We start from the raw sequence: 24,025 nt of genomic DNA on the forward strand, positions 1-24,025 counted from the left end.
ATGAATGGAAATCTCATGCGGCGCGGCGCAGCACATAGCCCACGCGTGGGAAGTGCACATGCACGTCGCCCGCGCGCGGGTCGGTGCGCGCCAGCGTGTAGCGCGTGCGCGTGGCGGCGATCAGCGTGCCTTCGGTGGGCTCGGGCCCAAAGCTCTCGGCGGTGATCGTCACGCGACTGCCCAGGGGGATGCCATGCTCGTCCTGGAAGGCCTCGGCGGGCAGCGGCTGGGGTAGCGCGCCTGCGGCAACGGTGACGGCGTCCTGGGCGCTGAACTTCTCCGCGCGGCCCTGGCCCTGCGCGGCCATGCGATCCATCCACTCCAGCACCGCCGGCGTGGCCGAGAGAATGTCGGCCATCACCGGCACGCATTCGCGCGTGAACCACAGCGGGTGGTAGGCGGCAAAGTCGGCCACGCAGGGCTCGGCGCCGAAGAGAAAGTCGTGCTCTTCCACCATGTTGGCGATGCGCCGCAGGTACGAGCGGTAGGCCGCCGTGGCGTCCGCCGGGTGGGTGCGGGCCGTGCCCATGGCGCGGCGGTCGTTGCGAAAGGCCTCGGCCGCACCATCGGGCAGGCCGGCGAACAGCGCCTGTGCCCCGCGCGGCTGCAGGCAGTAAGCCATGGCGGCCCCGAACAGCACCATGTCCGCCCACTGGGCGAACACGCGCGAGACGCCTTTGAGGTGCGGCGGGTACAGCACGGGCTCGGGCTGCAGATGCTCCAGCACATCGCAGATCAGCGCCGTGTCGCAATAGATGTCAGCCCCGATCTGCAGGAAGGGCGTGCGCCGGTAGCCCCCGGTGAGCGCCACCACGTCGGGTTTGGGCATGACGCTGGGCACGATCACCGACTTCCACGCCAGTTGCTTGAAGCCGAGCACGCAGCGCACCTTGTGTGCGAACGGCGAGGCGGGATAGTGGTGCAGGATGAGTTCGGTCATGCGCGCTCTCCGGTGCGGTGCGAAAGACGGCCCCTGCCTTGCGCCCTTTCAGGCCTGTGGCGGCGGGCTCCACAGCATCTCGACATGCGGGATGTCGTCTTCCAGATAGGGATCGGACACCGTAGCAAACCCCAGGCTGCCATACAAGCGCTGCAGGTGCGCCTGCGCACTGATGCGCACCGGGCGCCCCGGCCATACCCGCTGGCACTGCGCCAGCCCTTCAGCCACCAGCGCGCGGCCCAGGCCGCTGCCGCGCGCCTCGGGCGCGCAGACCACGCGGCCGATCGAAGGCTCGGCGTAGTTCACGCCGGGGTCCACCACGCGCAGCGTGGCCAGCAGAGGCCCCTGCGGCTGCGCGCGGCCCAGCAGGTGCCAGGCGTGCTTGTCCGCGCCGTCCGGGTCCTGGTAGGGGCCCTGCTCCAGGATGAACACCCGGCAGCGCAGGGCCAGTGCATCGTGCAGCGCGTGCACGCCCAGGTCGTCAAACCGTGCCCAGCTCCACTGCACCGTCAAACCAGCTTCACCAGTTGCTTGCCGAAGTTCTTGCCCTTGAGCAGGCCCAGGAACGCCTCGGGCGCCGCGGCCAGGCCCTGGGCGATGGTCTCGCGCGGGCGCAGCTTGCCGCTGGCGGCCAGGCCCCCCAGTTCCTTGAGCGCCTCGGGCCACACCTCCATGTGTTCGCTGACGATGAAGCCCTCGACCTTCATGCGGTTGATGAGGATGAGCGCCGGGTTCTGCAGCGGCAGCGGCTGGCCGTCGTAGCCGGCGATCATGCCGCACACGGCCACGCGGGCGAACGCGTTGGCGCGCAGCAGCACGGCGTCCAGGATGTAGCCGCCCACGTTCTCGAAGTAGCCGTCGATGCCGTCCGGGCAGGCTTCCTTGAGCGCGCGGGCCATGCTCTTCAAATCGCCGTTCGCACGGTGGTCGATGCAGGCGTCAAAGCCCAGCTCTTCAGTCACATAGCGGCATTTGTCCGGGCCGCCGGCAATGCCCACCACGCGGCAGCCGCGCGCCTTGGCCAGCGCGCCGAAGGCACTGCCGACGGCGCCGCTGGCGGCGCTCACCACCACGGTCTCGCCCGCCTTCGGGGCGATGATCTTCACCAGGCCGTACCAGGCGGTCACGCCGGGCATGCCCACGGCCCCCAGGTAGGCCGACAGCGGCACGTGGGTGGTATCCACCTTGCGCAGCATGCCGGGCGTGTTGCCGTCGACCACGCTGTACTCTTGCCAGCCGCCCATGCCTACCACCTTGTCGCCCACGGCATAGGCCGGGTGGCGGCTCTCGACGACCTCGCCCACCGTCCCGCCGATCATCACCTCGCCCAGCGGCTGGCTGGCGGCGTAGCTCTTGCTGTCGTTCATGCGCCCGCGCATGTAGGGGTCCAGGCTCAGGTAATGGTGGCGCACCAGCACCTGGCCGTCCTGCAGTGCAGGCGTATCGGTGGTGACCAGGCGGAAGTTGTCCACCGTGGCTTCACCCTGGGGGCGGTTGTCGAGGAGGATCTGTTGGTTGCGTGGCATGCGAAATCTCCAGGTTAAATTTTGCTATTGTTTCAATAGCTTCTAGCGCTTGATACATAAGCGCCAGAGCCACTTTTCATTTAAAATTCAGTCGGTGGACACGCCGCCGGGCACGGCCTTGGGCACGTATTTGAAGGTGCCCGTGGCATGGCTGCAAACGCGCCCTTCGGCGTCGTACACCGCCCCTTCGACGAAGGCCAGCGAGCGCGTGCGGTGCAGCAGCCGCCCCTTGGCCACCAGCGGGCCGCGCGCCGGGTGCATGAAGCTGGTCTTCATCTCGATGGTGACCACGCCCATGTCCGGCGTATCGCTGCGCGCGGCCGTGGCCAGGGTCACGTCCAGCAGCGTCATGGTGGCGCCGCCATGGGTGACGGCGTAGGAATTCATGTGCTCGGGCCGCGCCTCAAAGTGCAGTTCGGACGTTCCGCCCTGCATGTGATGCAGGGTGAAGCCCAGCTCTTTGACGAAGGGAATGTCGGCACCAAAATCCAGCACGGGAAGCTCCTTGCTCAAGGTAAAAAAAGACCGCAAGGATAGAGCCCCTGGCGCGGTGGTTCGCCCTTGCCGTCAGCCGCCGATGACCGCGCTCACGCCCCCGTCCACGGCCAGCCACTGGCCGGTGATGTGCTTGCCCGCCTCGCTGGCATACAGCAGCGTGATGCCCTTGAGGTCTTCGTCGTCGCCCAGGCGGCGCAGCGGCGCGTGCGCGGCCATCTTTTCCTCGCCCAGCGTCTCGATGAGCACGGTGGCCATCTTGGTCTTGAAGAAACCCGGGCAGATCGCGTTCACGCCGATGCCGTGCACGCCCCACTCGCAGGCCAGCGCGCGCGTGAAGTTGATCACCGCACCCTTGGAGGTGTTGTAGGCAATGGTCTTCATCTCGATCGGGTTGCCCGCCAGCCCCGCGATGGATGCCACGTTGATGATGCGGCCGCTCTTGCGCGGGATCATGCTGTGCTTGCCGATCGCCTGCGACAGCAGGAAGTAGCCGCGCACGTTCAGGTTCATGACCTTGTCCCATGCGGCCACGGGGTGGTCCTCGGCCGGCGCGCCCCAGCTCGCGCCAGCGTTGTTGATCAGGATGTCCACGTCGCCCATGCGCTGCAGCGTCTCGCTGGCCAGGCGGTGGATGTCTTCCTCGCGCGCGCAGTCGGCGGCGACCCAGCGCGCGTCGATGCCGGCGGCCTGCAACTCGGCGGCGGCCTGCTCCAGGTCTTCGGCCTTGCGCGAGCTGAGCATGATGCGCGCGCCCGCCTCGCCCAACGCGTGCGCCATCTGCAGCCCCAGGCCGCGCGAGCCGCCGGTGACGAGGGCGGTCTTGCCCGAGAGGTCGAAGAGTTGTTGCGCGGTACGGGCCATGAAGGTGTCTCCCCAAGAGTCTGTGGTACGCCGTGCCATCGCCCACAGTGGGCAACGGAGGCGCGGCGGCAGGATTTTGAGCGGCTATTGTGGCGAGCGGCCCGCGCCACACATGTCACATGCGTGATTCATCGGCAGGGTTTTTGTGTCCAAAGGACAATCCGGCCGCGACGCCCGCGGGGAAAGCGGGGGCCGCTCATTTTTCAGGAGTTCCCATGTCCACCGATACCGCCCTGCTGCGCCGGGCCGTGCCCCTGGCCCATGACAACCGGGCCCGCGGGGGCCGGCCCTTCGGCGCGGTGATCGCGCGCGGCGGCGAGGTGATCGCCACCGGCGTGAACGACATCGTGCACAGCCACGACCCCAGTACCCACGCCGAGATGCAGGCCCTGCGCGCCGCAACGCGCCAGCGAGCGAACCCCAGCCTGGCGGGCTGCACGGTCTACGCCAGCGGCCACCCCTGCCCCATGTGCCTGGCGGCGCTGGTCATGGCCGGCGCGGACAGGGTGTTCTACGCCTTCGACAACCGCGACGCCGCGCCCTACGGCCTGTCCAGCGAAGGCGCCTACCAGCGCCTGCGGCTGCCGCTGGACCCGCCGCCCCTGCCGCTGCAACGCCTGGCCACGGGCATTGGCGTGGAGCAGCTCTACGGCGACGCGCCCTGGCCCACGGACGGCCCCTGACACCCCTGACCACAGCGCCGCCGGGGCCGGTGCCGGCCCGTGCGTATAGGAATGCCTGGCGACGGTGGCGCTGGCCACGCTGAACCGGGGCCCCTTCCTCACGGCCATGGGATCGCCGGGACGGCATGGGGATTCTCGGCGCCTGCATGTCCCACCCTGCGGCCCATGGCGCTGATGGGCGCGGGGGCATGGTTGGCCCCCGCAGCGCTACGGCGCCTGGGCGCGCGCGCCACGGCCACGGCCACCGGCGCGCCGGCATGCGTCGCCGGGCTGCGCGCGGCGCCGTGCAGGCGCGCCCATTGCACCTGGCCACGCGGTTTATCGCGCCGTGCGGCTGGCAGCATCGGCGGCCGGGCTGGCTCGACAACGGTAGGTGCGTGATGCGGGAATGTGCGTTCCGGTATGTGACCTTTCTGGCGCGGCACGCGCACCACGTACGCCGGCCGTGCCACATCGCGGTCACAATATGCACCTTTTGAGGGACTGCAGCCACCCGCTGCCAGTGCGAAACCACAGCCCATGCACCCACTTGGTGCAACGCGGGCACAGGGAGGAACCATGAACCAGAAACTCCATGGGCGCCTGCGCGCCTGGCAAGCCGCCTGCCTGCTGGCGGGCGCCCTGAGCGGCGGCGCCGCCTCGGCCGACATCCTGATCGGGCAGACCACGGCCGTCAGCGGCCCGGTGGCCGCCAGCGTGGGCGAGACCCTCGCGGGCGTGCACCTGTATCTGGACCACGTCAATGCCAAGGGCGGCGTGCATGGCGAGCGCATCAAGCTGATCACGCTGGACGACAAGTTCGAACCCAAGCTCGCCGGCGAGAACGCGCGCCGCCTGATCGAAGACGACAACGTGGCCGCGCTGTTCATGAGCCGCGCCACGCCGCACACCGAAGCCATACTGCCGCACCTGGCCAAGCACGGCGTGGCGCTGGTGGCGCCCTCCACGGGTGCGATGACCTTCCACAAGCCCGCCAACCCGCTGGTGTTCAACGTGCGCTCCAGCTACCAGGCCGAGACCGAGAAGGCCGTGGAGCACCTGCACACCATCATGGTCCAGCGCATCGCCGTGGTGCACGTGGACGACAGCTTTGGCGAGGACTGCCTGGCCGGTGCCCAGAAGGGCTTTGCCAACGTGGGCAGCAAGCCCGTGGCCGTGATCAAGGCCGACCGCGCCAAGCCGGACTACGCCACCATCGTGCCGCAGCTCATCCAGGCGCAGGCCCAGGCGGTCATCTGGATCGGCTCCAGCGTGGCGGTGAGCGACGGCGTGAAAGCGCTGCGCAAGGCCGGCTCGTCCATGCAGGTGGTCACGGTGTCGAACAACGCATCCCGCGGCTTCGTCGCCCAGCTGGGCGACTCGGTGCGCGGCGTGATCGTCACGCAGGTGTTCCCCAACGTGCGCTCCATGGGCTACGCCATCAACCGCGAGGCCGCCGCTCTGGCCAAGGCCAAGGGCAACCTGACGCTGTCGCCCTCGGTGATGGAAGGCTTCACCTCCGCCAAGGTGCTGGTGGAAGGCGTGCGCCGCGCCGGCCCCAAGCCCACGCGCGAGAAGATCGTCACCGCGCTGGGTGGCATGAGCCACTACGACCTGGGCGGGCTGGAGCTGGGCTACGGCCCCGGCGACCGCACGGGCCTGAGCTACGTGGAGCTGTCCATCATCGACGCGGACGGACTGTTCCGCCGCTGACGCCGTCGCTGCCGCGCCGCGGGGCCACCGGGCTACCGGGTCACCGCCCCTCGCGCGCCGCGGCAGCCCCCATCGCCAATCGCGATGCGCCGCCGGCCGCAGCCGGCGCACACGGCCCACGGCAGCCGTTACAACCAAGGGTCGCATTCACCCGGCCCCACGCCCGTCGCTCCCATGTCCTCTCAAGATTCCTCACCGGCCCGCTGGTACTTCGGCTGGAACATCGTGGCCGCGGCCACCGTGCTCACCGCCCTCACCGTGGGCCTGCGCCTGGGGCTGGGCCCGCTGTTCCTGCCCATGACCGAGGATCTGGGCTTTTCGCGCAGCCTGCTGTCGGCCATCGTCGCCGTGGGCATGCTGTGCTACGGCGCGGCCATGCCGCTGGCGGGCTGGCTGGTGGCGCGTCGGGGCACGCGCTTCGTGCTGTTGGCGGGCACGGTCCTGCTGGTGGCGTCGACACTCTGGGCAGTGAACACGCGCACGCCGCTGGGGCTGCTGCTGAGCTTCGGCATCCTCATGTCCGTGGGCGCGGGATTCACCAGCCCGGTGGCGCTCACGCCGGTCATCAGCCGCTGGTTCAACCGCCGCCGGGGCATGGCGCTGTTCTTCTTGTCCACGGGCTCCATGGCCGGCATCGCCATCATGACGCCCGCGCTGGGCATGGCGCTGCAGCATCTGAGCTGGCAGGCCACGCTGCTGGGCTTTGCCGCGCTGTTCACCGCCATCACCGTCCCCACGGCGTTGTGGGTGATCCGCGACGAGGCGCCTGCCGATGGCGATGCCCCGCTGCCCGGCAGCCCCGTTCGTGCGGCCAACCCGGTGGCTCCCGCAGGGCAGCACTACACGGTGCTGCAGGCCATGCGCACCGGCACCTTCCTCAAGATCACGCTGGGCCTGTTCGCCTGCGGCTTCAGCATGAACCTGCTGGGCACGCACGGCATGCCCATGCTGATGGACCATGGCTTTGACGCCACCACCAGCGCCTTCGGCATCGGCCTGATCGGGCTGGTGGCCATTCCCAGCACCATGGTGCTGGGGCGCCTGGCCGACCGGCTGCCGCGACGCAAGCTGCTGGCCGCCATCTATTGCGTGCGCGGCGTGGGGTTCTTCGCGCTGCTGCTGGCGGGCAATACCCTGGAGCTGTACGGCACCTCGGTGATCGGCGGCATTGCCTGGGCGGGCAGCATCGCGCTGTCGTCCGCCATCCTGGCCGACATGTTCGGCGTGCGGCTGGTGGGCGTGCTCTACGGCTGGGCCTACCTGGGGCATCAGGTGGGGGCCATGATCAGCGCCTGGCTGGGCGGCTGGGGCTATGAGCATTTCGGCACGCACTGGATCGCCTTCGGCCTGTCGGGCGCACTGCTGATGGTGGCCGCGGGGGTGGCGCTGCTGCTGCCGGGGCGGCGCCACCCGGCGCTGCCCACGCCCCAGGCGGCGGGCTGAGCGTTCACCGCCGGCCGCGCGCCACCCGGGCAGCCGGCGCCACCTTGGGCGACAATGGCGGCCCTCGCGCACACCCCGCAGGCCCTCGGCTTGCAGCGCGCTCGATTCAACTTTCCCGCACCGCCATGACCTCTTCAACGACCGCACGCCGTGCGGCGCTGCGCCGCTTTGCCGCAGCCGCCGCCGCTGTCGCCAGCTTCTCTCCCTTCCTTTCCACCCAGGCCGCCGAGCCGCAGGTGCTGCGCGTATCCGCCATCCCCGACGAAGCGCCTACCGAACTGCAACGCAAGTTCAAGCCGCTGGGCGAATACCTGTCGCAGGCCACCGGCATGAAGGTGGTGTTCACCCCGGTAACCGACTACGCCGCCGTGGTCGAATCCCTGGCCACGCGCAAGCTGGACCTGGCCTGGCTGGGCGGCTTCACCTATGTGCAGGCGCGCATCCGCACGGGCGGTACGGCCATTCCGCTGGTGCAGCGGGAGGAGGACGCACGCTTTACCTCGCGCTTCATCACCGCCGACCCCACCATCCAGGGCCTGGCCGACCTCAAGGGCAAGACCTTTGCCTTTGGCGCTCCCTCGTCCACCTCGGGCAGCCTGATGCCGCGCTACTTCCTGCAGCAGGCCGGCGTCCAGCCCGAGCGGGACTTCAAGACCGTGGCCTATTCCGGCGCGCATGACGCGACCGTCGCCTTCGTGGCCGCTGGCAAGGCGCAGGCCGGCGTGCTCAACGCCTCCGTCTGGGACAAGCTGGTCGAGACCAAGAAGGTGGATCCGTCCAAGGTACGGGTGTTCGCCACCACCCCACCCTACTTCGACTACAACTGGACCGTGCGCGGCGATCTCGATCCCGCCGTGGTGCAGAAGATCAAGGCCGCCTTCCTGGCGCTCGACCCCGCCAAGCCCGAGCACAAGGCCATCCTGGAACTGCAGCGCGCCTCGCGCTTCATCGCCACCGAGCCGCGCAACTACGACGGTATCGAAGACGCCGCCAAGACGGCCGGCCTGCTGAAGTAAGCGCGCCGGCGCGCGCGGGCCTGGCCCAGGTAGCCCGCGCGTGCGCCATTGGCGTTTTTGATCAAATCAGCCCCTAGCGCTTGCTGAATAAGCGCTAGCAGCTATTGAAACAAGAGCAACCATGAGCTTCGAGCTGGACGGCGTGGATCTATGCCACCCCGGCGGCCATGTGGCGCTGCGCGGCATCACCCTGGCCGCGCGCCAGGGCGAGAGCCTGGCGCTGATCGGCCCCTCGGGGGCGGGCAAGACCACCCTGCTGAACCTTCTGGGCACAGCCCTGCCCGCCAGCGCCGGCCGCGTGCACGTGCTGGGCTCCGCCCTGGGCGCGTCGTCGCCCGACACGCCCCATGCTTCGTGGCCTCCGCCGCGTGCGCTGCGCGCGCGCATCGGCACCGTCCACCAGGCACCGCCCCTGCCACCGCGCCAGCGCGTGGTGACCGCCGTGCTGGCCGGGCGCCTGGGCCAATGGCCCGCATGGAAGGCGCTGGCCTCGCTGCTGTACCCGGCCGACCTGCCAGGTGCGCACGCCGCGCTGCAGCGCGTGCAGTTGCAGGACAAGCTGTTCGCGCGCTGCGACCAGCTCTCAGGGGGGCAGCTGCAGCGCGTGGGCATTGCCCGCGTGCTGTACCAGCAGCCAGCGCTGCTGCTGGCCGACGAGCCCGTCTCTGCCCTTGACCCCACGCTGGCGCTGGCCACCGTGCAGCTGCTGGTGCAGGACGCGGCCGCACGTGGCGCCACGCTGGTCGCCAGCCTGCACGCGGTGGACCTGGCGCTGGCCTGCTTTGCGCGCGTGGTGGGCCTGCGCGAGGGGCGCATCGCCTTCGACCTGCCGGCCGGCGCGGTCACGCCCGATCTGCTGCAGGCGCTGTACGCCCCGCCCGGCGACGGCGCGCTCCCGCCGGATGAAACGCCCACGCCGCCCCCGACCACCAGCAGCTACGCCTCATGCCGCTGACGCGCCCCGCCCCGCACCTGCGCGACCCGGCCGCACGCGGTCGGCTGGGCGGCGCGCTGCTGGCCGTGGTGCTGCTGTGGCCGCTGTTGCAGGCGTCGGGCTTTGACCTGGCCGCTCTGCTGGCGCCCGAAAGCCTGCGCGTGCTGGGCGGGTTCCTGCGCCAGTTTCTGCCGCCTGAAACGGGGGCCGACTTCCTGGCCCTGCTGGCGCGCGCCACCCTGGAAACGCTGGCGATTGCTACTACTGGGCTGGCATTGGCCTTCGTGCTGGCGGTGCCGTTGGCCTACTGGGCCAGCAACGCTGCACGCGAACGCCCCCGGCTGAACCCGGCAGCGCGCGGCGTGCTCACGGTGCTGCGCGGCATCCCCGAGCTGGTGTGGGCGCTGGTGTTCGTGCGCGTGTTCGGCCTGGGGCCGACGGCCGGCGTGCTGGCACTGGGGCTGGCCTACGGCGGCATGCTGGGCAAGGTGTATGCCGAGATCCTCGAATCCGTGCCCGCCGCACCCGCCCAGGCGCTGGCGCGCAGTGGCGCGCGCCGGCCCATCGCCCTGCTCTACGGCCTGCTGCCGCAGGCGGCGCGCGAACTCACGTCTTACACCGTGTACCGCTGGGAATGCGCGGTGCGCGCCTCGGTGGTGATGGGCTTCGTGGGCGCGGGCGGGCTGGGCCAGCTCATGGACCAGGCCATGAAGATGCTCAACGGCGGCGAGGCGTGCACCATCCTTGTGACCTTCATGCTGCTGGTGCTGGCGGCCGACGCGCTGTCGGGCGGGCTGCGCCGCGCGCTGGATGCGCCCCCCGCGGCACGCGCCGCGCCGCTGGGCTGGCGCAGCGGCGCGTTGACCGCGACGGTGCTAGCCGCCCTGACCGCCAGCCTGTGGCTGCTGGACATGGACTTGCCCGCGCTCTTCACCGCCGAGGCGGCGCGCAGCATGGCGGAGTTTGCCGCCGGCTTCTTCCCGCCCGAGCTGGGCAGCACCTGGCTGCGGCAGGTGGCGCGCGGCGTGTGGGAGACGCTGGCCATCTCCATCGTGGGCACGCTGCTGGCCGCCCTGCTGGCGCTGCTGCTGGCCCTGCCGCGCTGGCGCGCGGGCTGGAACCTGCTGCTGAACCTGCTGCGCTCGGTGCCCGAACTGGTATGGGCCACGCTCACCGCCCTGGCCGTGGGCCTGGGGCCGTTTGCCGGCGCCCTGGCCCTGGCCCTGCACACCACGGGCGTGCTGGGCCGGCTGTATGCCGAGGCGCTGCAGAACACCCCGGCCACGGCCGCGCGTGCGCTGCGCCAGGCTGGCAGCAGCGGCGCCCTGGCGTTCCTGTACGGCACGCTGCCCGGGGCGGCGCCGCAACTGGTGGCCTACACGCTGTACCGCTGGGAGATGAACATCCGCATGGCCGCCATCCTCGGCTTCGTCGGCGCGGGCGGGCTGGGGCAGCTGCTGTACGTGGAGCTGTCGCTGTTCCACCATGCGCAAGCGGGCACGGTGATCGTGGCGATGCTGGTGCTATCGGTTGCGGTGGACTGGGCCAGCGCGGCGCTGCGCCGCTGGATGGGCAGGGCCTAGTACCGCAACCAGGGAGTAGAGGAACAAAAGGCGATCGATGGCTTCGCCCCAAGGGTCAGGTGCGAACCGCAGCAACGTCCGTGGCCATTGCGAGGATGGGCAACGCCGCCTCGCGGGCGAAGGCGCGCTTTCATGTCCCAACACCTTCAGGTTGCCGCACTAGAACACCCCCAGCGCGAGCCCGGTGGCCAGTGCCTCGCCCAGCGCACGGCAGCGCTCCAGGTCCGCCGCGCCGATCTGCTTGGGAGCGAGGATCGCCTCGGGCGTCTGGGCGTGGGTGCAGACGATCAGCGGCTCGGCCACGGCCTTCAGCCGCCAGCCCGTGGCGATGCGGGCGATCTGGCGTGCGGCGTTCTGGCCGTCGCTGCCGGCGCAGACCAGGCTGGCGTAGGGCCGGCCGTTGACGCGGTCCAGCACCGGGTAGTAGCAGCGATCGAAGAAGTCCTTGAGCTGGCCGCTGATGGCCGCCAGGTTTTCCGGCGTGGCGAACAGGTAGCCCTGCGCGGCCAACACATCGTCCGGCCCCGCCTGCGCCGCGTGGAGCAGGCGCACCGACACGGCGGGCTCGGCCGCGGCACCGGCGCGCGCGGCCTCGGCCATCTGGCGCGTGCCACCGGTCAGCGAGTGGTAGACGATCAGCAGGGTCTGGGACGCATCCATGCGGCAAGCATAGACCGTTGCCCATGCGGGCGACCACCACCCTGCGGAAAGCGCGTGGCGTCAGAACGCGTCTTCATCCAGGGCCGCGCAGGTCAGGTCCCGCTGGCGCACCACCTGCAGCCAGGCACCGATGCGCGGCAATTCAAAGTGGTAAAAATAGCGTGCAGCGCCCATCCTACCAGCGCTAGCAGCTATTGAAAGAGTAGCATCCCGTGCGAGCACGCTGCACGCCACGTCCAGCCACATCCAGGCCAGCACCGTGTGGCCGAAGGCCTGCATGTAGGGCACGGCGTTGGCCAACGCCTCGGTAGGGTTGCCGGTGGCCCAGGCGGCCTGCGTGGCTTCGCCCACGTCCTGCAGGGCCTGGGCCAGCTGGTCCGCCCAAGCGGCGAGTTCCGGATGCTTGCGCGCCTGGGCAATGGTGGCGCCAATGGTGCGCCCCAGCAGCTGCAGGCCTGCGCCGCCCTGCATCACCACCTTGCGACCCAGCAGGTCGGCGGCCTGGATGCCGTGCGTGCCCTCGTGGATCATGTTCAGGCGGTTGTCGCGCCAGTACTGCTCCACGGGGAAGTCGCGCGTGTAGCCATAGCCGCCGTGGATCTGGATCGCCAGGCTGTTGGCCTCCAGGCAGAACTCGCTGGGCCAGCTCTTGGCGATGGGGGTCAACACCTCCAGCAGCAGCCTCGCATCCTGCGCCGCCTGCGGCTCGCCCGTGCGGCCCTCGTCCACCAGCCGCGCGCAGTACAGGTTGAGCGCCAGCGCGCCCTCGCAGTAGCTCTTTTGCGCAAGCAGCATGCGCTTGATGTCCGCATGCCGGATCAGCGGCACCGGCGGCTGGCTGGCGTCCTTGCCGGCACTGCCGGCGGCGCTGGTGCTGCCCTGTACCGGGCGGCCCTGCAGCCGCGTCCTGGCGTAGTCCAGGCTGGCGTAGTAGCCTGCCAGGCCCAGCGTGGTTGCCGCCATGCCGATGGCGATGCGTGCCTCGTTCATCATGTGGAACATGCACCTCAGGCCCTCGCCTGGCCGCCCCACGAGGTAGCCGATGGCGCCGGCGCCGCCGCGCACGGGGTACCTGCCCTCGCCAAAATTCAGCAGCGTGTTGGTGGTGCCGCGCCAGCCCAGCTTGTGGTTCAGTCCGGCCAGCGCCACGTCGTTGCGCTCGCCCGTCAGATGGCCATCGGTATCGACCAGCTTTTTGGGCACGATGAAGAGCGAAATGCCCTTCACTCCCGGCACCAGCTTGCCGTCCGGCCCGGGGATCTTGGCGAGCACCAGGTGCACGATGTTCTCGGTCAGCTCATGGTCGCCGGAGCTGATCCACATCTTGTTGCCACGCAGGCGGTAGCGCGGGCCCAGCGGGTCGACCTCGAAGTCTGCGCCGTCGGCCTCGGCGCGCGTGGTGATGTCGCTCAAGGACGAGCCTGCCTGAGGCTCCGAAAGACACATGGTGCCCGCCCAGCGGCCGTTGAACTCATTGGCGGCGAACACCTGCTGCTGCAGAGGCGTTCCATACACCAGGATGGCGTTGGCGTTGCCCGTGGTCAGCAGGTTGGAGCCAATGCTGATCGACGCGCAGCCAAAGAAACTGTTGGCCGCCGACTCCACGACATACGGCAGTTGCATGCCGCCCAGCGCGTAGTCCTGCGCCGCGCTGAGCATGCCGCTGTCGGCAAACGCCTGGCGTGCGTCGTGCGTGCATTGGGGCAGGATGACGCGCTCACCGTCGAACTGGGGCTCCTGCGTGTCCACCGTGCGGTTGAACGGCGCGTACTTCTCGCGCGCGATGCGCTCGCAGGTGTCCAGCACAGCGTCAAACGTCTCGCGCGAGTGGTCCGCAAAGCGCTCGCGCGCATTGAGCGATTCAGCCTGGAGCCAGTCGTAGAGCAGGAAGTCGAGCGTGGAGCGCAGGGAGGTGGTCATGCGCGAAATTATGGAAGGGACGGGCCGATGAAGCCTGTCCGCTGGGTGACGCGCACCGCGGGGGTCCATTGGATCGCGCGCTGGAACACCGGGGCTTTGGCCCAATCACCGTCTCGGCGTCTCGGTATTGCCCGTCATTCAGGCGTACGAAGGGGTGGCCATTGACGGCCCGGCCGTTTCGACGCGGTTGCGTCCCGCGGCTTTGCCACGGTAAAGAGCCGCGTCGGCCTGTTGCAGGGCTGCCTCCAAGGCGTGTGCATCTGCAAAGCCCTGTGAAACCCCGACCGTGACCGTGCACTGCAGCGGATGACCGCCCTCTGCAATGTCGATGGTTTGCGTCTCGATGGCTGCACGCAATCGCTCCGCCATGTGCATGGCCCCGGGAAAGTCGGTGTGCAGGCAGATCACCGCGAACTCTTCCCCGCCCAGACGGCTTACCAAATCGCCACGGCGCGCCGTGGCCTGGAGTATCTCCGCCACGCGGCACAGGACGGTGTCTCCGGCGTGGTGGCCGTAGGTGTCGTTGATCCGCTTGAAATGGTCAACGTCGACAACGAGCAAGTGCGCATGCTCCGCCCGGCGCTGGTTGAAAGACAGCTGCAGCGCCTCGGTGAGACCTCGCCGATTGAGCAACTGCGTCATCGGGTCCCGCGCAGCGATATGGCGCAACTGATCGGTCAAGCGGCGCAGTACCAGCCAGACGATCGATGGCGGCAGCACCGTGGCCAGGAATGACATGTAGATGTAGAACACCAGCTGGAACTGGCGGTCCATCTGCAATGCATCCAGGCCGCCATCCAGAAGCTTCATGAACTTGAGCGCGTTAAGTACGCATAGGCCGCTGATCAGCGCGGCAAAAAAGACCATCTCGCCATACAGATCCTTGGCAAATGTGCGAACGCCGTAGATGACCGTCAGGGCCATCACAAAAAACAGGAGTGCCGATCCCCCTGAAAGCATGGCGTAGCGTGCAACCGGCCCCAAGCTCCATTGCACCAGTACCTGCGCAAGGCTGTAGAGCGCCCCAAATACGAGAAGTGGAGACAGCAAGGGGACGGCGTGCCCAAAGAAACGCATGGCTCCGAGCCAGTAAACCACCGGGGAGGCCAGCGTCAGCGTGTGGTTCACCACACTCATCGCACTCCAGGCGGGGCCGCCCTCCAGCAGCTGCAGCACATAGGCGGAGCCCAGTAGAAAGTTGCCGAGCGCGAAAAGATCCATCCCCATTTTTTGCCCATGCAGCCGTTTGCTGATCAGCAAGAACATCACCGCAAAGCACAGCAGATGCGCGCAGAGCATGCCAACGAGAACGCTTGCGACCATGGGGATATTCAAAGGGGACTTGGCCGACCCTTAGGGCGAGTCGTCCAAGCCAGGAAGACGGGCAGGGATTGTTGTAACAACCAGTAATTCAGAGGAGTTTAATCGTCCGCACACGCAGCCGCCTGCTGGGCGGAACTTCAGGACGCTTGCAGCACCCTCCAGCGGCTGGCCCGCTGCGTCGCTCCCTGTACAGAAACCCGTTTCACAAAAATATCACTCGTTTCTCCTGCTACCGCCCATGCAGCAAGCGCAGACAGCTATCAAAACAAAAGCAAACGCCCCGCGCAGACCACATCGTCTGCGCGGGGCGCTTGTTGTTTCAGTCCGAAAGCGGATCGGCGCTTACAGCACTTCAAACACGCCCGCCGCGCCCATACCGCCACCGATGCACATGGTCACGCACACGCGCTTGGCACCGCGGCGCTTGCCTTCGATGAGGGCGTGGCCCGTGAGGCGTTGGCCCGAAACACCGTAGGGGTGGCCCAGAGCGATGGCGCCGCCGTTCACGTTCAGGCGGTCGGCGGGAATGCCCAGCTTGTCGCGGCAGTACAGCACCTGCACGGCGAAGGCTTCGTTCAGCTCCCACAGGTCGATGTCCTGCACCGTCAGGCCCAGTTTCTTGAGCACCTTGGGTACGGCGAACACGGGGCCGATGCCCATTTCGTCAGGCTCGCAACCGGCCACGGCAAAGCCCAGGAAGCGGCCCAGGGGCTGGAGGTTGTTGCGAGCAGCGTAGTCCTCGCCCACCACCACGCAGGCGCCCGCGCCGTCCGAGAACTGGCTGGCGTTGCCCGCCGAGATCAGCCCGCCAGGCATGGCCGGGCGGATACCGCTGATGCCTTCCTTGGTGGTGCCCTCGCGCGTGCCTTCGTCGCGGCTCACGGTGACCTGCTTGGTGATCAGGCCCAGCGTCTTGTCGGCGATGCCCGCGGTGACGGTGATGGGCGCGATCTCGGCGTCGAACAGGCCGGCTGCCTGGGCGGCGCAGGCCTTTTGCTGGCTGGCGGCGCCGTACTCGTCCATCGCGTCGCGGCCGATGTGGTAGCGCTTGGCCACCTGCTCGGCGGTCTGCAGCATGCTCCAGTAGATCTCGGGCTTTTGCTTGGCCAGGGCCAGGTCCTGGATCATGTGCAGGTTCATTTCCTGCTGCACGCACGAGATGCTTTCCACGCCACCGGCCACATACACCTCGCCCTCGCCCGCGATGATACGCTGCGCGGCGGTGGCGATGGTCTGCAGGCCCGAGGAGCAGAAGCGGTTGATGGTCATGCCCGATGTGGTGACGGGCAGGCCAGCCTTGAGCGCGATCTGGCGCGCGATGTTCATGCCGGTGGCGCCTTCGGGATTGGCGCAGCCCATGATGACATCATCGACGGCGGCGGGGTCAATGCCCGCGCGCTGCACGGCGTGCTGCACGGCGTGGCCGCCCAGCGTGGCGCCGTGGGTCATGTTGAACGAGCCCTTCCAGCTCTTGGCGAGCGGCGTGCGGGCGGTGGAAACGATCACTGCGGAGGTCATTGCAATATTCCTTGTTCTGCGTGCTTCAGGCGGACGAACGGGCGCTCAGGCAAAGGCCTTGCCTTCGGCGGCCAGCCGGGCCAGCAGCGGCGCGGGCTCCCAGGCACGGGCGTCGTCCAGCGGGTTGCGGGCAAAGCGCTTCATGGACTGCACCACATTGAACAGGCCCACTTCGCTGGCGTAGTGCATGGGACCGCCGCGGTGGATGGGGAAGCCGTAGCCGGTCAGGTACACCATGTCGATGTCGCCCGACTTGCTGGCGATGCCCTCTTCCAGGATCTTGGCGCCCTCGTTGACCAGCGCATAGACCAGGCGCTGCACGATCTCCTCGTCGCTCACCTTGCGCGGCGTGATGCCCAGGGCCTTGCGGTGCTCCTCGATCATCTGGTTCACCACGTCGCTGGGAATCGCGTCACGCTTGCCAGCCTGGTAGTCGTACCAGCCCGCCCCGGTCTTCTGGCCGAAGCGTCCCATCTCGCACAGCAGGTCGGCCGTCTTGCTGTACTTCATGTCGGGCTGCTCGACGGCGCGGCGCTTGCGGATGGCCCAGCCGATGTCGTTGCCGGCCAGGTCGCCCATGCGGAACGGGCCCATGGCAAAGCCGAACTTCTCGATGGCCTTGTCCACCTGCTGGGGCGTGCAGCCTTCGTCCAGCAGGAAGCCGGCCTGCTGGCTGTAGCGCTCGATCATGCGGTTGCCGATGAAACCGTCGCACACGCCGGAGACCACGGCCGTCTTCTTGATCTTCTTGGCCAAGGCCATCACGGTGGCCAGCACGTCCTTGGCCGTGGCCTTGCCGCGCACCACTTCCAGCAGCTTCATCACGTTGGCGGGACTGAAGAAGTGCATGCCCACCACGTCCTGCGGACGCTGGGTGAAGGCGGCGATCTTGTCCACGTCCAGCGTGGAGGTGTTGGACGCCAGGATGGCGCCGGGCTTGGCCACGGCGTCGAGCTGCTTGAACACGGCCTCCTTCACGCCGAGCTCTTCGAACACGGCCTCGATGATCAGGTCGCAGTCCTTCAGGTCGGCATAGTTCAGCGTAGTGGACAGCAGGGCCATGCGCTGCTGGTACTTGTCTTCCTTGAGCTTGCCCTTCTTGACCTGGGCTTCGTAATTCTTCTGGATCGTGCCGATGCCGCGGTCCAGCGCCTCCTGCTTCATCTCCAGGATGGTCACGGGGATGCCCGCGTTCAGGAAGTTCATGCTGATGCCGCCACCCATGGTGCCCGCGCCGATCACGCCGACCTTCTTGATGTCCCGCTTGGGAGTCTCGGACGGGACGTCGGGGATCTTGCTCGCGGCACGCTCCGCAAAGAACAGGTGGCGCAGCGCGCGCGACTCGGGCGTCCACATCAGGTTGATGAACAGCTCGCGCTCGTACGCCAGGCCGTCGGCAAACTTGCGCTTGGTGGCCGCCTCCACGGCGTCCACGCACTTGGCGGGCGCGGGGAAGTTCTTGGCCATGCCCTTGACCATGTTGCGCGCGAACTGGAAGTACGCATCGCCCTCGGGGTGCTTGCACGGCAGGTTGCGTACCAGCGGCAGCGGGCGCACGTCCGCCACGCTTCGGGCGAAGGCCAGCGCCTCCTCGGCCAGCGACTCGGGCGACGCGGCCATCTTGTCGAACAGCTTCTGGCCGGGCACGGCGCCGATCATCTCGCTCTTGACCGGCTCGCCGCTGACGATCATGTTCAGCGCTGCCTCCACCCCCACCACGCGCGGCAGGCGCTGCGTGCCGCCCGCGCCGGGCAGGATGCCCAGCTTCACCTCGGGAAGCGCCACGTTGCAGCCGGGCGCGGCCACACGGTAGTGGCAGCCCAGGGCCAACTCCAGCCCGCCGCCCATGCAGACGGTGTGGATGGCAGCCACCACAGGCTTGGTGCAGTTCTCGACAGCGTTGATGACGGAGTGCAGATTGGGCTCCTGCAGCGACTTGTCGGTGCCGAACTCCTTGATGTCGGCGCCGCCCGAGAAGGCGCCGCCCGCGCCGGTGATGACGATGGCCTTGACGGCCCCGTCGGCCTGGGCGCGATCGAGGCCATCGACGATGCCCTGGCGCGTGGCCAGACCAAGCCCGTTGACGGGCGGGTTGTTGAGGGTGATCACGGCCACGTCGCCGTGGACCTGGTATTCAGCCGTCATGCTGTCGTTCCTCTTGAATCTCGGGTGGATGAAAGAAAAGTACGCTCGTGCGTTTTTAGCACGCAAGTCTAGAGGCAGGGGTCGCAGTTTTTTGTCTCAGCCGGGACAAGCGTGCCGCGCACACCAATGTTTAACTATCCTTTTGATAGCTTACAGCGCTTATCCACAAAGGGCTAGAGGCCAATGAGACCCTCAAACCTCCAGCCACTCCTTGCGTACATAGCTGTTGGCACGCAGCTCGTCGGGCGTGCCCTGAAAGACGATGCTGCCGTGCCCCATGACCAGCGCGCGGTCGGAGATGGTCATGGCGATGGTGAGTTTTTGCTCGATGAGCAGCACGGAGATGCCCCGCTGCTTGAGCCGCGTAAGGTACTCGCCCACCAGTTCGACGATTTTGGGCGCCAGCCCCTCGGTGGGCTCGTCGATGATGATGAGGTCCGGGTCGCCCATGAGCGTGCGGCACAGGGTCAGCATCTGCTGCTCGCCGCCGGACATGACGCCCGCCTCGATGTTGCGGCGCTCCTTCAGGCGCGGGAACATCTCGTACATGTCGTCAAAGCTCCAGCGGCTATCCCTGCCACTGCCCTTCTGGCCCAGCAGCAGGTTCTGGTGCACGGTGAGGTTGGGAAACACGTCGCGGCTTTCGGGCACGTAGCCGATGCCCAGATGGGCGATCTCGTAGGCCTTCCTGCCGTTGAGGTCCTGGCCCTTCCACTGCAGCGTGCCCTGCCAGTCCACCAGGCCCATCACGGCCTTGGCCGCGGTGGAGCGGCCGGAGCCGTTGCGGCCCAGCAGCGCGACGATCTCACCCGGCTGCACGTCAAATCCCACGCCGTGCAGCACATGGCTCTTGCCGTAGTAGGCGTGCAGGTTCTCGACTTTCAGCATGTCTCAATGTCCCCCGGCCTGCTGCGCGGCAATGACGGAGCCCAGGTAGGCTTCCTGCACGCGCGGGTTGGCGCGCACGTTCTCGGGCGTGTCGAAGGCGATCACCTCGCCATACACCACCACGGCGATCTTGTCGGCCAGGCCGAAGACCACGCCCATGTCGTGCTCCACGGTCAGCAGGGTGCGGCCCTGCGTGACCTCCTTGATGAGGAAGATGAAGCGCGTGGTCTCGCTCTTGCTCATACCCGCAGTGGGCTCATCCAGCAGGATGACGCTGGCGCCGCCGGCGATGGTGATGCCGATCTCCAGAGCGCGCTGCTCGGCATAGGTCAGGTTCATGGCCAGGGTGTCGCGCTTCTTGTCCAGCTTGATCATCTCCATGAGCTGCGTGGCCCGGTCGTTGGCATCCTGCAACCTGGACAGGAAGCGCCAGAACGCATAGCGGTACCCCAGGCTCCACAGCACGCCGCAGCGCAGGTTCTCGAACACGCTGAGCTTGGGAAAGATGTTGGTGATCTGGAAGCTGCGCGACAGCCCCATGCGGTTGATCTCGAACGGCTGCTTGCCGTCGATGCGCGCGCCGTGCAGCAGCACCTCGCCGCTGGTGGGCGCGAACCGCCCGCTGACGAGGTTGAACAGCGTGGACTTGCCCGCGCCGTTGGGTCCGATGACGGCCACGCGTTCGCCGGGCCGTACCGCCAGGTTGGCGCCGCGGATGATCTCGGTCTTGCCGAAGCTCTTGCGCAGGTCGCGCAGCTCCAACGCATAGGTTGCCTGGTCCGCCATCAGCCTGCCTCCCCACGCTTGATCTCGTGCTCGATCTCTTCCTGGATCGCACCCCACTGCCGCATGAACTGCCTGCGACAGAGTTCGAACAGCCCTACGCCGGTCACCAGCACGAAGCCGGCGCCGAACCAGCTCGCCACGCTCTTGGCGTTCAGCGTCGCACCCAGAAACTCCAGCTGCGGCCCCAGCGCCTCGTTCAGCTGCAGGTGATAAGTCATCTCGATCATCGCTGCGGCCCCCAGCACCGCCACCAGTGCCGTTCCACCCAGCGCCAGGTAGGCGCTGATGATGCCGCGCAGCTTGCCGTACTTGGCCAGGCGCAGATTCATCATGATCAGGCTGGCAATGCCGCCGGGCGCATACATGACCATGAACAGGAACACCAGGCCCAGGTACAGCAGCCAGGCCTTGGACAGCTCGGACAGCAGCACCGACGCCAGCACCAGCAGCACGGCGCCGATGATGGGGCCGAAGAAGAACGTGGCCCCGCCCAGGAAGGTGAACAGCAGGTAGCTGCCCGAGCGCACCACGCTAACGCTGTCGGCGGCCGTGACGATCTCGAAGTTGATGGCCGCCAGCGCCCCGCCGATGCCCGCGAAGAACCCGGCGATGATGAAGGCGAAGTAGCGCACGCGCTGCGTGTTGTAGCCGATGAACTCCACACGCTCAGGGTTGTCGCGCACGGCGTTGAGGATGCGCCCCAGCGGCGTGCCCGTGAAGGCGAACATGGCGGCCGTGCACACGAAACAGTACGCGGCGATCAAGTAGTACACCTGGATCGCCGGACCGAACGTGATGCCCAGTACCGGCTGGCCGTACACGCGGTCCGTGGTGATGCCGCCTTCGCCCCCGAAGAACTCGGGGAACATCAGCGCCATGGAGGCCACGAGTTCGCCGATGCCCAGTGTGATCATCGCGAAGGTGGTGCCGGACTTCTTGGTGGTGACATAGCCCAGCAGCACGGCGAAGAACATGCCCGCTAGCCCTCCCACCAGCGGCATCAGCACCAGCGGGATGGGCAGTCGCCCGTCGCTGGCCATGTTGATGGCGTGCACCGCCAGGAACGAGCCCAGGCCGGTGTACACGGCGTGGCCGAAGCTCAGCATGCCGCCCTGCCCCAGGAGGATGTTGTACGACAGGCAGATGATGATCGCGTAGCCGATCTGCGACAGCATCGTCAGCGCCAGGCTGCTGGTGAACAGCTGGGGCGCCACGACGAGCGCCAGGGCAAACAGGCTCCAGATGACGATGCGCCCCACATTCAAGGGCTTGAAGCGGTAGTACCGCACGGCGCCCCCGGCGTCCGCGGTCGAAGGTGCAGAGGAAGTGGTGTGCATGGCCTTTCAATCCTCCCGCGTGCCCAGCAGGCCCTTGGGCCGGAAGATCAGGATCAGAACGAGGAACAGGTACGGCAGGATCGGCGCCACCTGCGAGATGGTGAGCTTGAATAGCGGGTAGCCAAAGGTCTGTTCGGTGACCTGGATGCCCAGGCGGGCGAAGGCATGCACCAGCGAATAGTCCAGCGCCACCGCAAAGGTCTGCACCAGTCCGATGATGAGTGACGCCAGGAACGCCCCCGCCAGCGACCCCATGCCCCCGACCACCACCACCACGAAGATGATGGAGCCCACCGAGGCCGCCATGGCCGGCTCGGTCACGTAGGTATTGCCGCCGATCACGCCGGCCAGCCCCGCCAGCGCGCAGCCGCCGCCAAACACCAGCATGAACACGCGCGGCACGTTGTGGCCCAGGGCCTCCACCATGTGCGGATGCTTGAGCGCCGCCTGGATCACCAACCCGATGCGGGTGCGCGTGAGCAGCAGCCAGACCGACAGCAGCATCAGCACCGCCACCAGCATGACGAAGGAGCGCGACTTGGGAAACTGCGTGCCGTACAGGGTGAAGAGCGGCCCCTGCAGTTGGGCAGGCAGGCCATAGGGCACGGTGGAGCGCCCCCACACCAGCTGCACCACCTCCAGGATCAGGTACGACAGGCCAAAGGTGACCAGCAGCTCGGGCACATGGCCGAACTTGTGCACGCGGCGCAGCGCATAGCGCTCGAAGACCGCGCCCAGCGCCCCCACCAGCAGCGGTGCCACCACCAGCGCGGGCCAGAAGCCGATGGCACCCGACAAGGTGTACGCAAAGTACGCGCCCAGCATGTAGAAACTGGTGTGCGCGAAGTTGAGCACGCCCATCATGCTGAAGATCAGCGTCAATCCCGAACTCAGCATGAACAGCAGCAGACCGTAGCTGACGCCGTTGAGCAGGGAGATCACGAAAAACTCAAGATTCATCGCAAGACCGCGCAGCAGGTGAAAAAAAGGCCCGAGGAGACTCGGGCCCCAAAGGTCGTCCCACCAGGAACTACATCAGGAAGGCCGCTTCATCTGGCACGACGTGGGCGTGCTGGCCACATAGGGCTCGTAGTACTTCACCGGCACGAAGGTGTAGCCGGTGTTCTCGGCATCGCGGGGATACTTGTCGCCCGCCTTTTCCCAGCGGGTCACGAACAGGCCCTGCTGCAACTGGTGGTCGGACTTGCGCATCTCCACTTCGCCGTTGAAGCTGTTGAACTTCATGCCTTCCATCGCAGCAGCCACCTTCACGGGATCGGTGGACTTGGCCTTCACGAAGGCGGAATCCAGCATGGAGAAGGCGTGGTACACGGCGCCGGTGTACATGTCGTCGTTGAACTTCTTCTTGTAGTCGCCCACGATGCGACCGATCTCGCCCGGCAGATTCAGGTGGTTGTACGACACCATGTACACCCGGCCCGCGGCGCCCGCCCCCATGGCGGTGGGGCTGCCCGTCACGCCACCGTAGTAGGTGTAGAAGTTCACGTTGTTCAGGCCCGCATCATTGGCGGCCTTGATGAGCAGCGCGAGGTCGGAGCCCCAGTTGCCCGTGATCACCGTGTCCGCACCCGACTGCTTGATCTTGGCGATGTAGGGCGCGAAGTCGCGCACCTGCGCCAGCGGGTGCAGGTCGTCGCCCACGATCTGCACGTCAGGGCGCTTGCGCTTGAGGTTCTCCTTGGCGTACTTGGAGACCTGATGTCCGTGCGAATAGTTCTGGTTGATCAGGTACACCTTCTGGACCTCAGGATGGTCCTTGATGAAGGTGGTCATGGCCTCCATCTTCATGGAGGTGTCGGCATCCAGGCGGAAGTGCCAGTAGCTGCACTTGCTGTTGGTGAGGTCAGGGTCCACCGCCGCGTAGTTCAGGTAGACGACTTCCTTGCCCGGGTTGCGCGCGTTGTGCTTTTCCAGTGCGTCGATGATGGCCAGCGCCGGGCCCGAACCATTGCCCTGTACCACGTAGCGCGCGCCCTGGTCCATCGCGGAGCGCAGTGCGCTGGTGGTCTCCTGCGGGCTGAGCTTGTTGTCGATGCCGATGATCTCGAACTTCACGCCCGACGCGTTCTTCTTGTTGAACTCCTCGGAGATGAACTGGAAGCTCTTGAGCTGGTTGGTGCCCACCGCGGCCATGAGGCCCGACAGCGGATCGAGCCAGGCGATCTTGACGGTTTCCCCTTTTTGGGCGAATGCGCCACCAGCACATGCAAAGATTGCGCTAGCAGCTACCATTTTGATAGCGAACTTCATG

The 24,025-nt window shown here is 67.5% G+C and carries 21 protein-coding genes; 6 read left to right on the forward strand and 15 right to left on the reverse strand.

Annotated elements, in window-relative coordinates:
- Positions 1-13: 13 nt before the first annotated feature.
- The 5 genes from QY917_RS06850 to QY917_RS06870 all read right to left on the reverse strand — a co-directional run bounded on the left by QY917_RS06850 (position 14) and on the right by QY917_RS06870 (position 3,825).
- Complete coding sequence (locus tag QY917_RS06850; RefSeq protein WP_011804969.1) at positions 14-940, reverse strand: glutathione S-transferase family protein; 927 nt, start codon at positions 938-940, stop codon at positions 14-16.
- A gap of 48 nt (positions 941-988) precedes the next feature.
- On the reverse strand, positions 989-1,453 hold the full coding sequence (locus QY917_RS06855) for a GNAT family N-acetyltransferase (protein WP_015913501.1): 465 nt from the start codon (positions 1,451-1,453) through the stop codon (positions 989-991).
- Entirely contained in the window at positions 1,450-2,466 is a 1,017-nt protein-coding gene (locus tag QY917_RS06860) for an NADP-dependent oxidoreductase (protein ID WP_123675713.1), read from the reverse strand. The genes QY917_RS06855 and QY917_RS06860 overlap by 4 nt, the downstream gene beginning before the upstream one ends.
- Before the next feature lie 87 nt (positions 2,467-2,553).
- Positions 2,554-2,961, reverse strand: coding sequence for a PaaI family thioesterase (locus QY917_RS06865; protein WP_015913503.1), 408 nt, complete (start codon positions 2,959-2,961; stop codon positions 2,554-2,556).
- A gap of 72 nt (positions 2,962-3,033) precedes the next feature.
- Positions 3,034-3,825: an SDR family oxidoreductase gene (locus QY917_RS06870; protein ID WP_011804965.1), complete on the reverse strand. Its 792-nt coding sequence runs from the start codon at positions 3,823-3,825 to the stop codon at positions 3,034-3,036.
- A gap of 215 nt (positions 3,826-4,040) precedes the next feature.
- Here QY917_RS06870 and QY917_RS06875 point away from each other — a divergent pair, with 215 nt between their 5' ends.
- From QY917_RS06875 to QY917_RS06900, 6 genes are all read left to right on the forward strand, one after another.
- Positions 4,041-4,508: a nucleoside deaminase gene (locus tag QY917_RS06875; RefSeq protein ID WP_123675712.1), complete on the forward strand. Its 468-nt coding sequence runs from the start codon at positions 4,041-4,043 to the stop codon at positions 4,506-4,508.
- A gap of 558 nt (positions 4,509-5,066) precedes the next feature.
- Complete coding sequence (locus tag QY917_RS06880) at positions 5,067-6,200, forward strand: ABC transporter substrate-binding protein (RefSeq protein WP_123675711.1); 1,134 nt, start codon at positions 5,067-5,069, stop codon at positions 6,198-6,200.
- A 174-nt stretch (positions 6,201-6,374) separates the two neighbouring features.
- Positions 6,375-7,643, forward strand: a complete 1,269-nt coding sequence (locus QY917_RS06885; RefSeq protein WP_162844540.1) for an MFS transporter — start codon at positions 6,375-6,377, stop codon at positions 7,641-7,643.
- 125 nt (positions 7,644-7,768) lie between these two features.
- Positions 7,769-8,659 carry a putative selenate ABC transporter substrate-binding protein gene (locus QY917_RS06890; RefSeq protein ID WP_103737952.1) on the forward strand — a complete coding sequence of 297 codons (891 nt, stop codon included), beginning with the start codon at positions 7,769-7,771 and terminating at the stop codon, positions 8,657-8,659.
- A gap of 121 nt (positions 8,660-8,780) precedes the next feature.
- Positions 8,781-9,614, forward strand: coding sequence for a phosphonate ABC transporter ATP-binding protein (locus QY917_RS06895; RefSeq protein ID WP_123675709.1), 834 nt, complete (start codon positions 8,781-8,783; stop codon positions 9,612-9,614).
- Complete coding sequence (locus QY917_RS06900) at positions 9,605-11,176, forward strand: ABC transporter permease (protein ID WP_123675708.1); 1,572 nt, start codon at positions 9,605-9,607, stop codon at positions 11,174-11,176. The genes QY917_RS06895 and QY917_RS06900 overlap by 10 nt, the downstream gene beginning before the upstream one ends.
- Before the next feature lie 159 nt (positions 11,177-11,335).
- Here QY917_RS06900 and QY917_RS06905 read toward each other — a convergent pair whose 3' ends face one another.
- From QY917_RS06905 to QY917_RS06950, 10 genes are all read right to left on the reverse strand, one after another.
- Positions 11,336-11,836 (reverse strand): flavodoxin family protein, encoded by a 501-nt coding sequence (locus QY917_RS06905; protein WP_123675707.1) that lies wholly within the window; start codon positions 11,834-11,836, stop codon positions 11,336-11,338.
- A gap of 60 nt (positions 11,837-11,896) precedes the next feature.
- Entirely contained in the window at positions 11,897-13,756 is a 1,860-nt protein-coding gene (locus QY917_RS06910; RefSeq protein ID WP_123675706.1) for an acyl-CoA dehydrogenase, read from the reverse strand.
- A gap of 138 nt (positions 13,757-13,894) precedes the next feature.
- On the reverse strand, positions 13,895-15,079 hold the full coding sequence (locus QY917_RS06915; RefSeq protein WP_123675705.1) for a GGDEF domain-containing protein: 1,185 nt from the start codon (positions 15,077-15,079) through the stop codon (positions 13,895-13,897).
- Between the two features lie 342 nt (positions 15,080-15,421).
- Entirely contained in the window at positions 15,422-16,597 is a 1,176-nt protein-coding gene (locus QY917_RS06920; RefSeq protein ID WP_011804956.1) for an acetyl-CoA C-acyltransferase, read from the reverse strand.
- Positions 16,598-16,642: 45 nt separating this feature from the next.
- On the reverse strand, positions 16,643-18,742 hold the full coding sequence (locus QY917_RS06925) for a 3-hydroxyacyl-CoA dehydrogenase NAD-binding domain-containing protein (protein ID WP_123675704.1): 2,100 nt from the start codon (positions 18,740-18,742) through the stop codon (positions 16,643-16,645).
- A gap of 192 nt (positions 18,743-18,934) precedes the next feature.
- A complete protein-coding gene (locus QY917_RS06930; protein WP_015913514.1) occupies positions 18,935-19,630 on the reverse strand; it encodes an ABC transporter ATP-binding protein in 696 nt (231 codons plus the stop codon).
- 3 nt (positions 19,631-19,633) lie between these two features.
- The gene (locus QY917_RS06935; protein ID WP_123675703.1) at positions 19,634-20,416 is read right to left on the reverse strand and encodes an ABC transporter ATP-binding protein; all 783 of its coding nucleotides are present in this window, start codon (positions 20,414-20,416) and stop codon (positions 19,634-19,636) included.
- On the reverse strand, positions 20,416-21,753 hold the full coding sequence (locus tag QY917_RS06940) for a branched-chain amino acid ABC transporter permease (RefSeq protein WP_123675702.1): 1,338 nt from the start codon (positions 21,751-21,753) through the stop codon (positions 20,416-20,418). The genes QY917_RS06935 and QY917_RS06940 overlap by 1 nt, the downstream gene beginning before the upstream one ends.
- Before the next feature lie 6 nt (positions 21,754-21,759).
- The gene (locus tag QY917_RS06945) at positions 21,760-22,713 is read right to left on the reverse strand and encodes a branched-chain amino acid ABC transporter permease (protein ID WP_123675701.1); all 954 of its coding nucleotides are present in this window, start codon (positions 22,711-22,713) and stop codon (positions 21,760-21,762) included.
- A 75-nt stretch (positions 22,714-22,788) separates the two neighbouring features.
- Entirely contained in the window at positions 22,789-24,024 is a 1,236-nt protein-coding gene (locus QY917_RS06950; protein ID WP_088886536.1) for a branched-chain amino acid ABC transporter substrate-binding protein, read from the reverse strand.
- Position 24,025: the final 1 nt, after the last annotated feature.

It is taken from the genome of Diaphorobacter sp. C33 (assembly GCF_030503915.1).
Lineage (GTDB): Bacteria > Pseudomonadota > Gammaproteobacteria > Burkholderiales > Burkholderiaceae_C > Diaphorobacter > Diaphorobacter nitroreducens.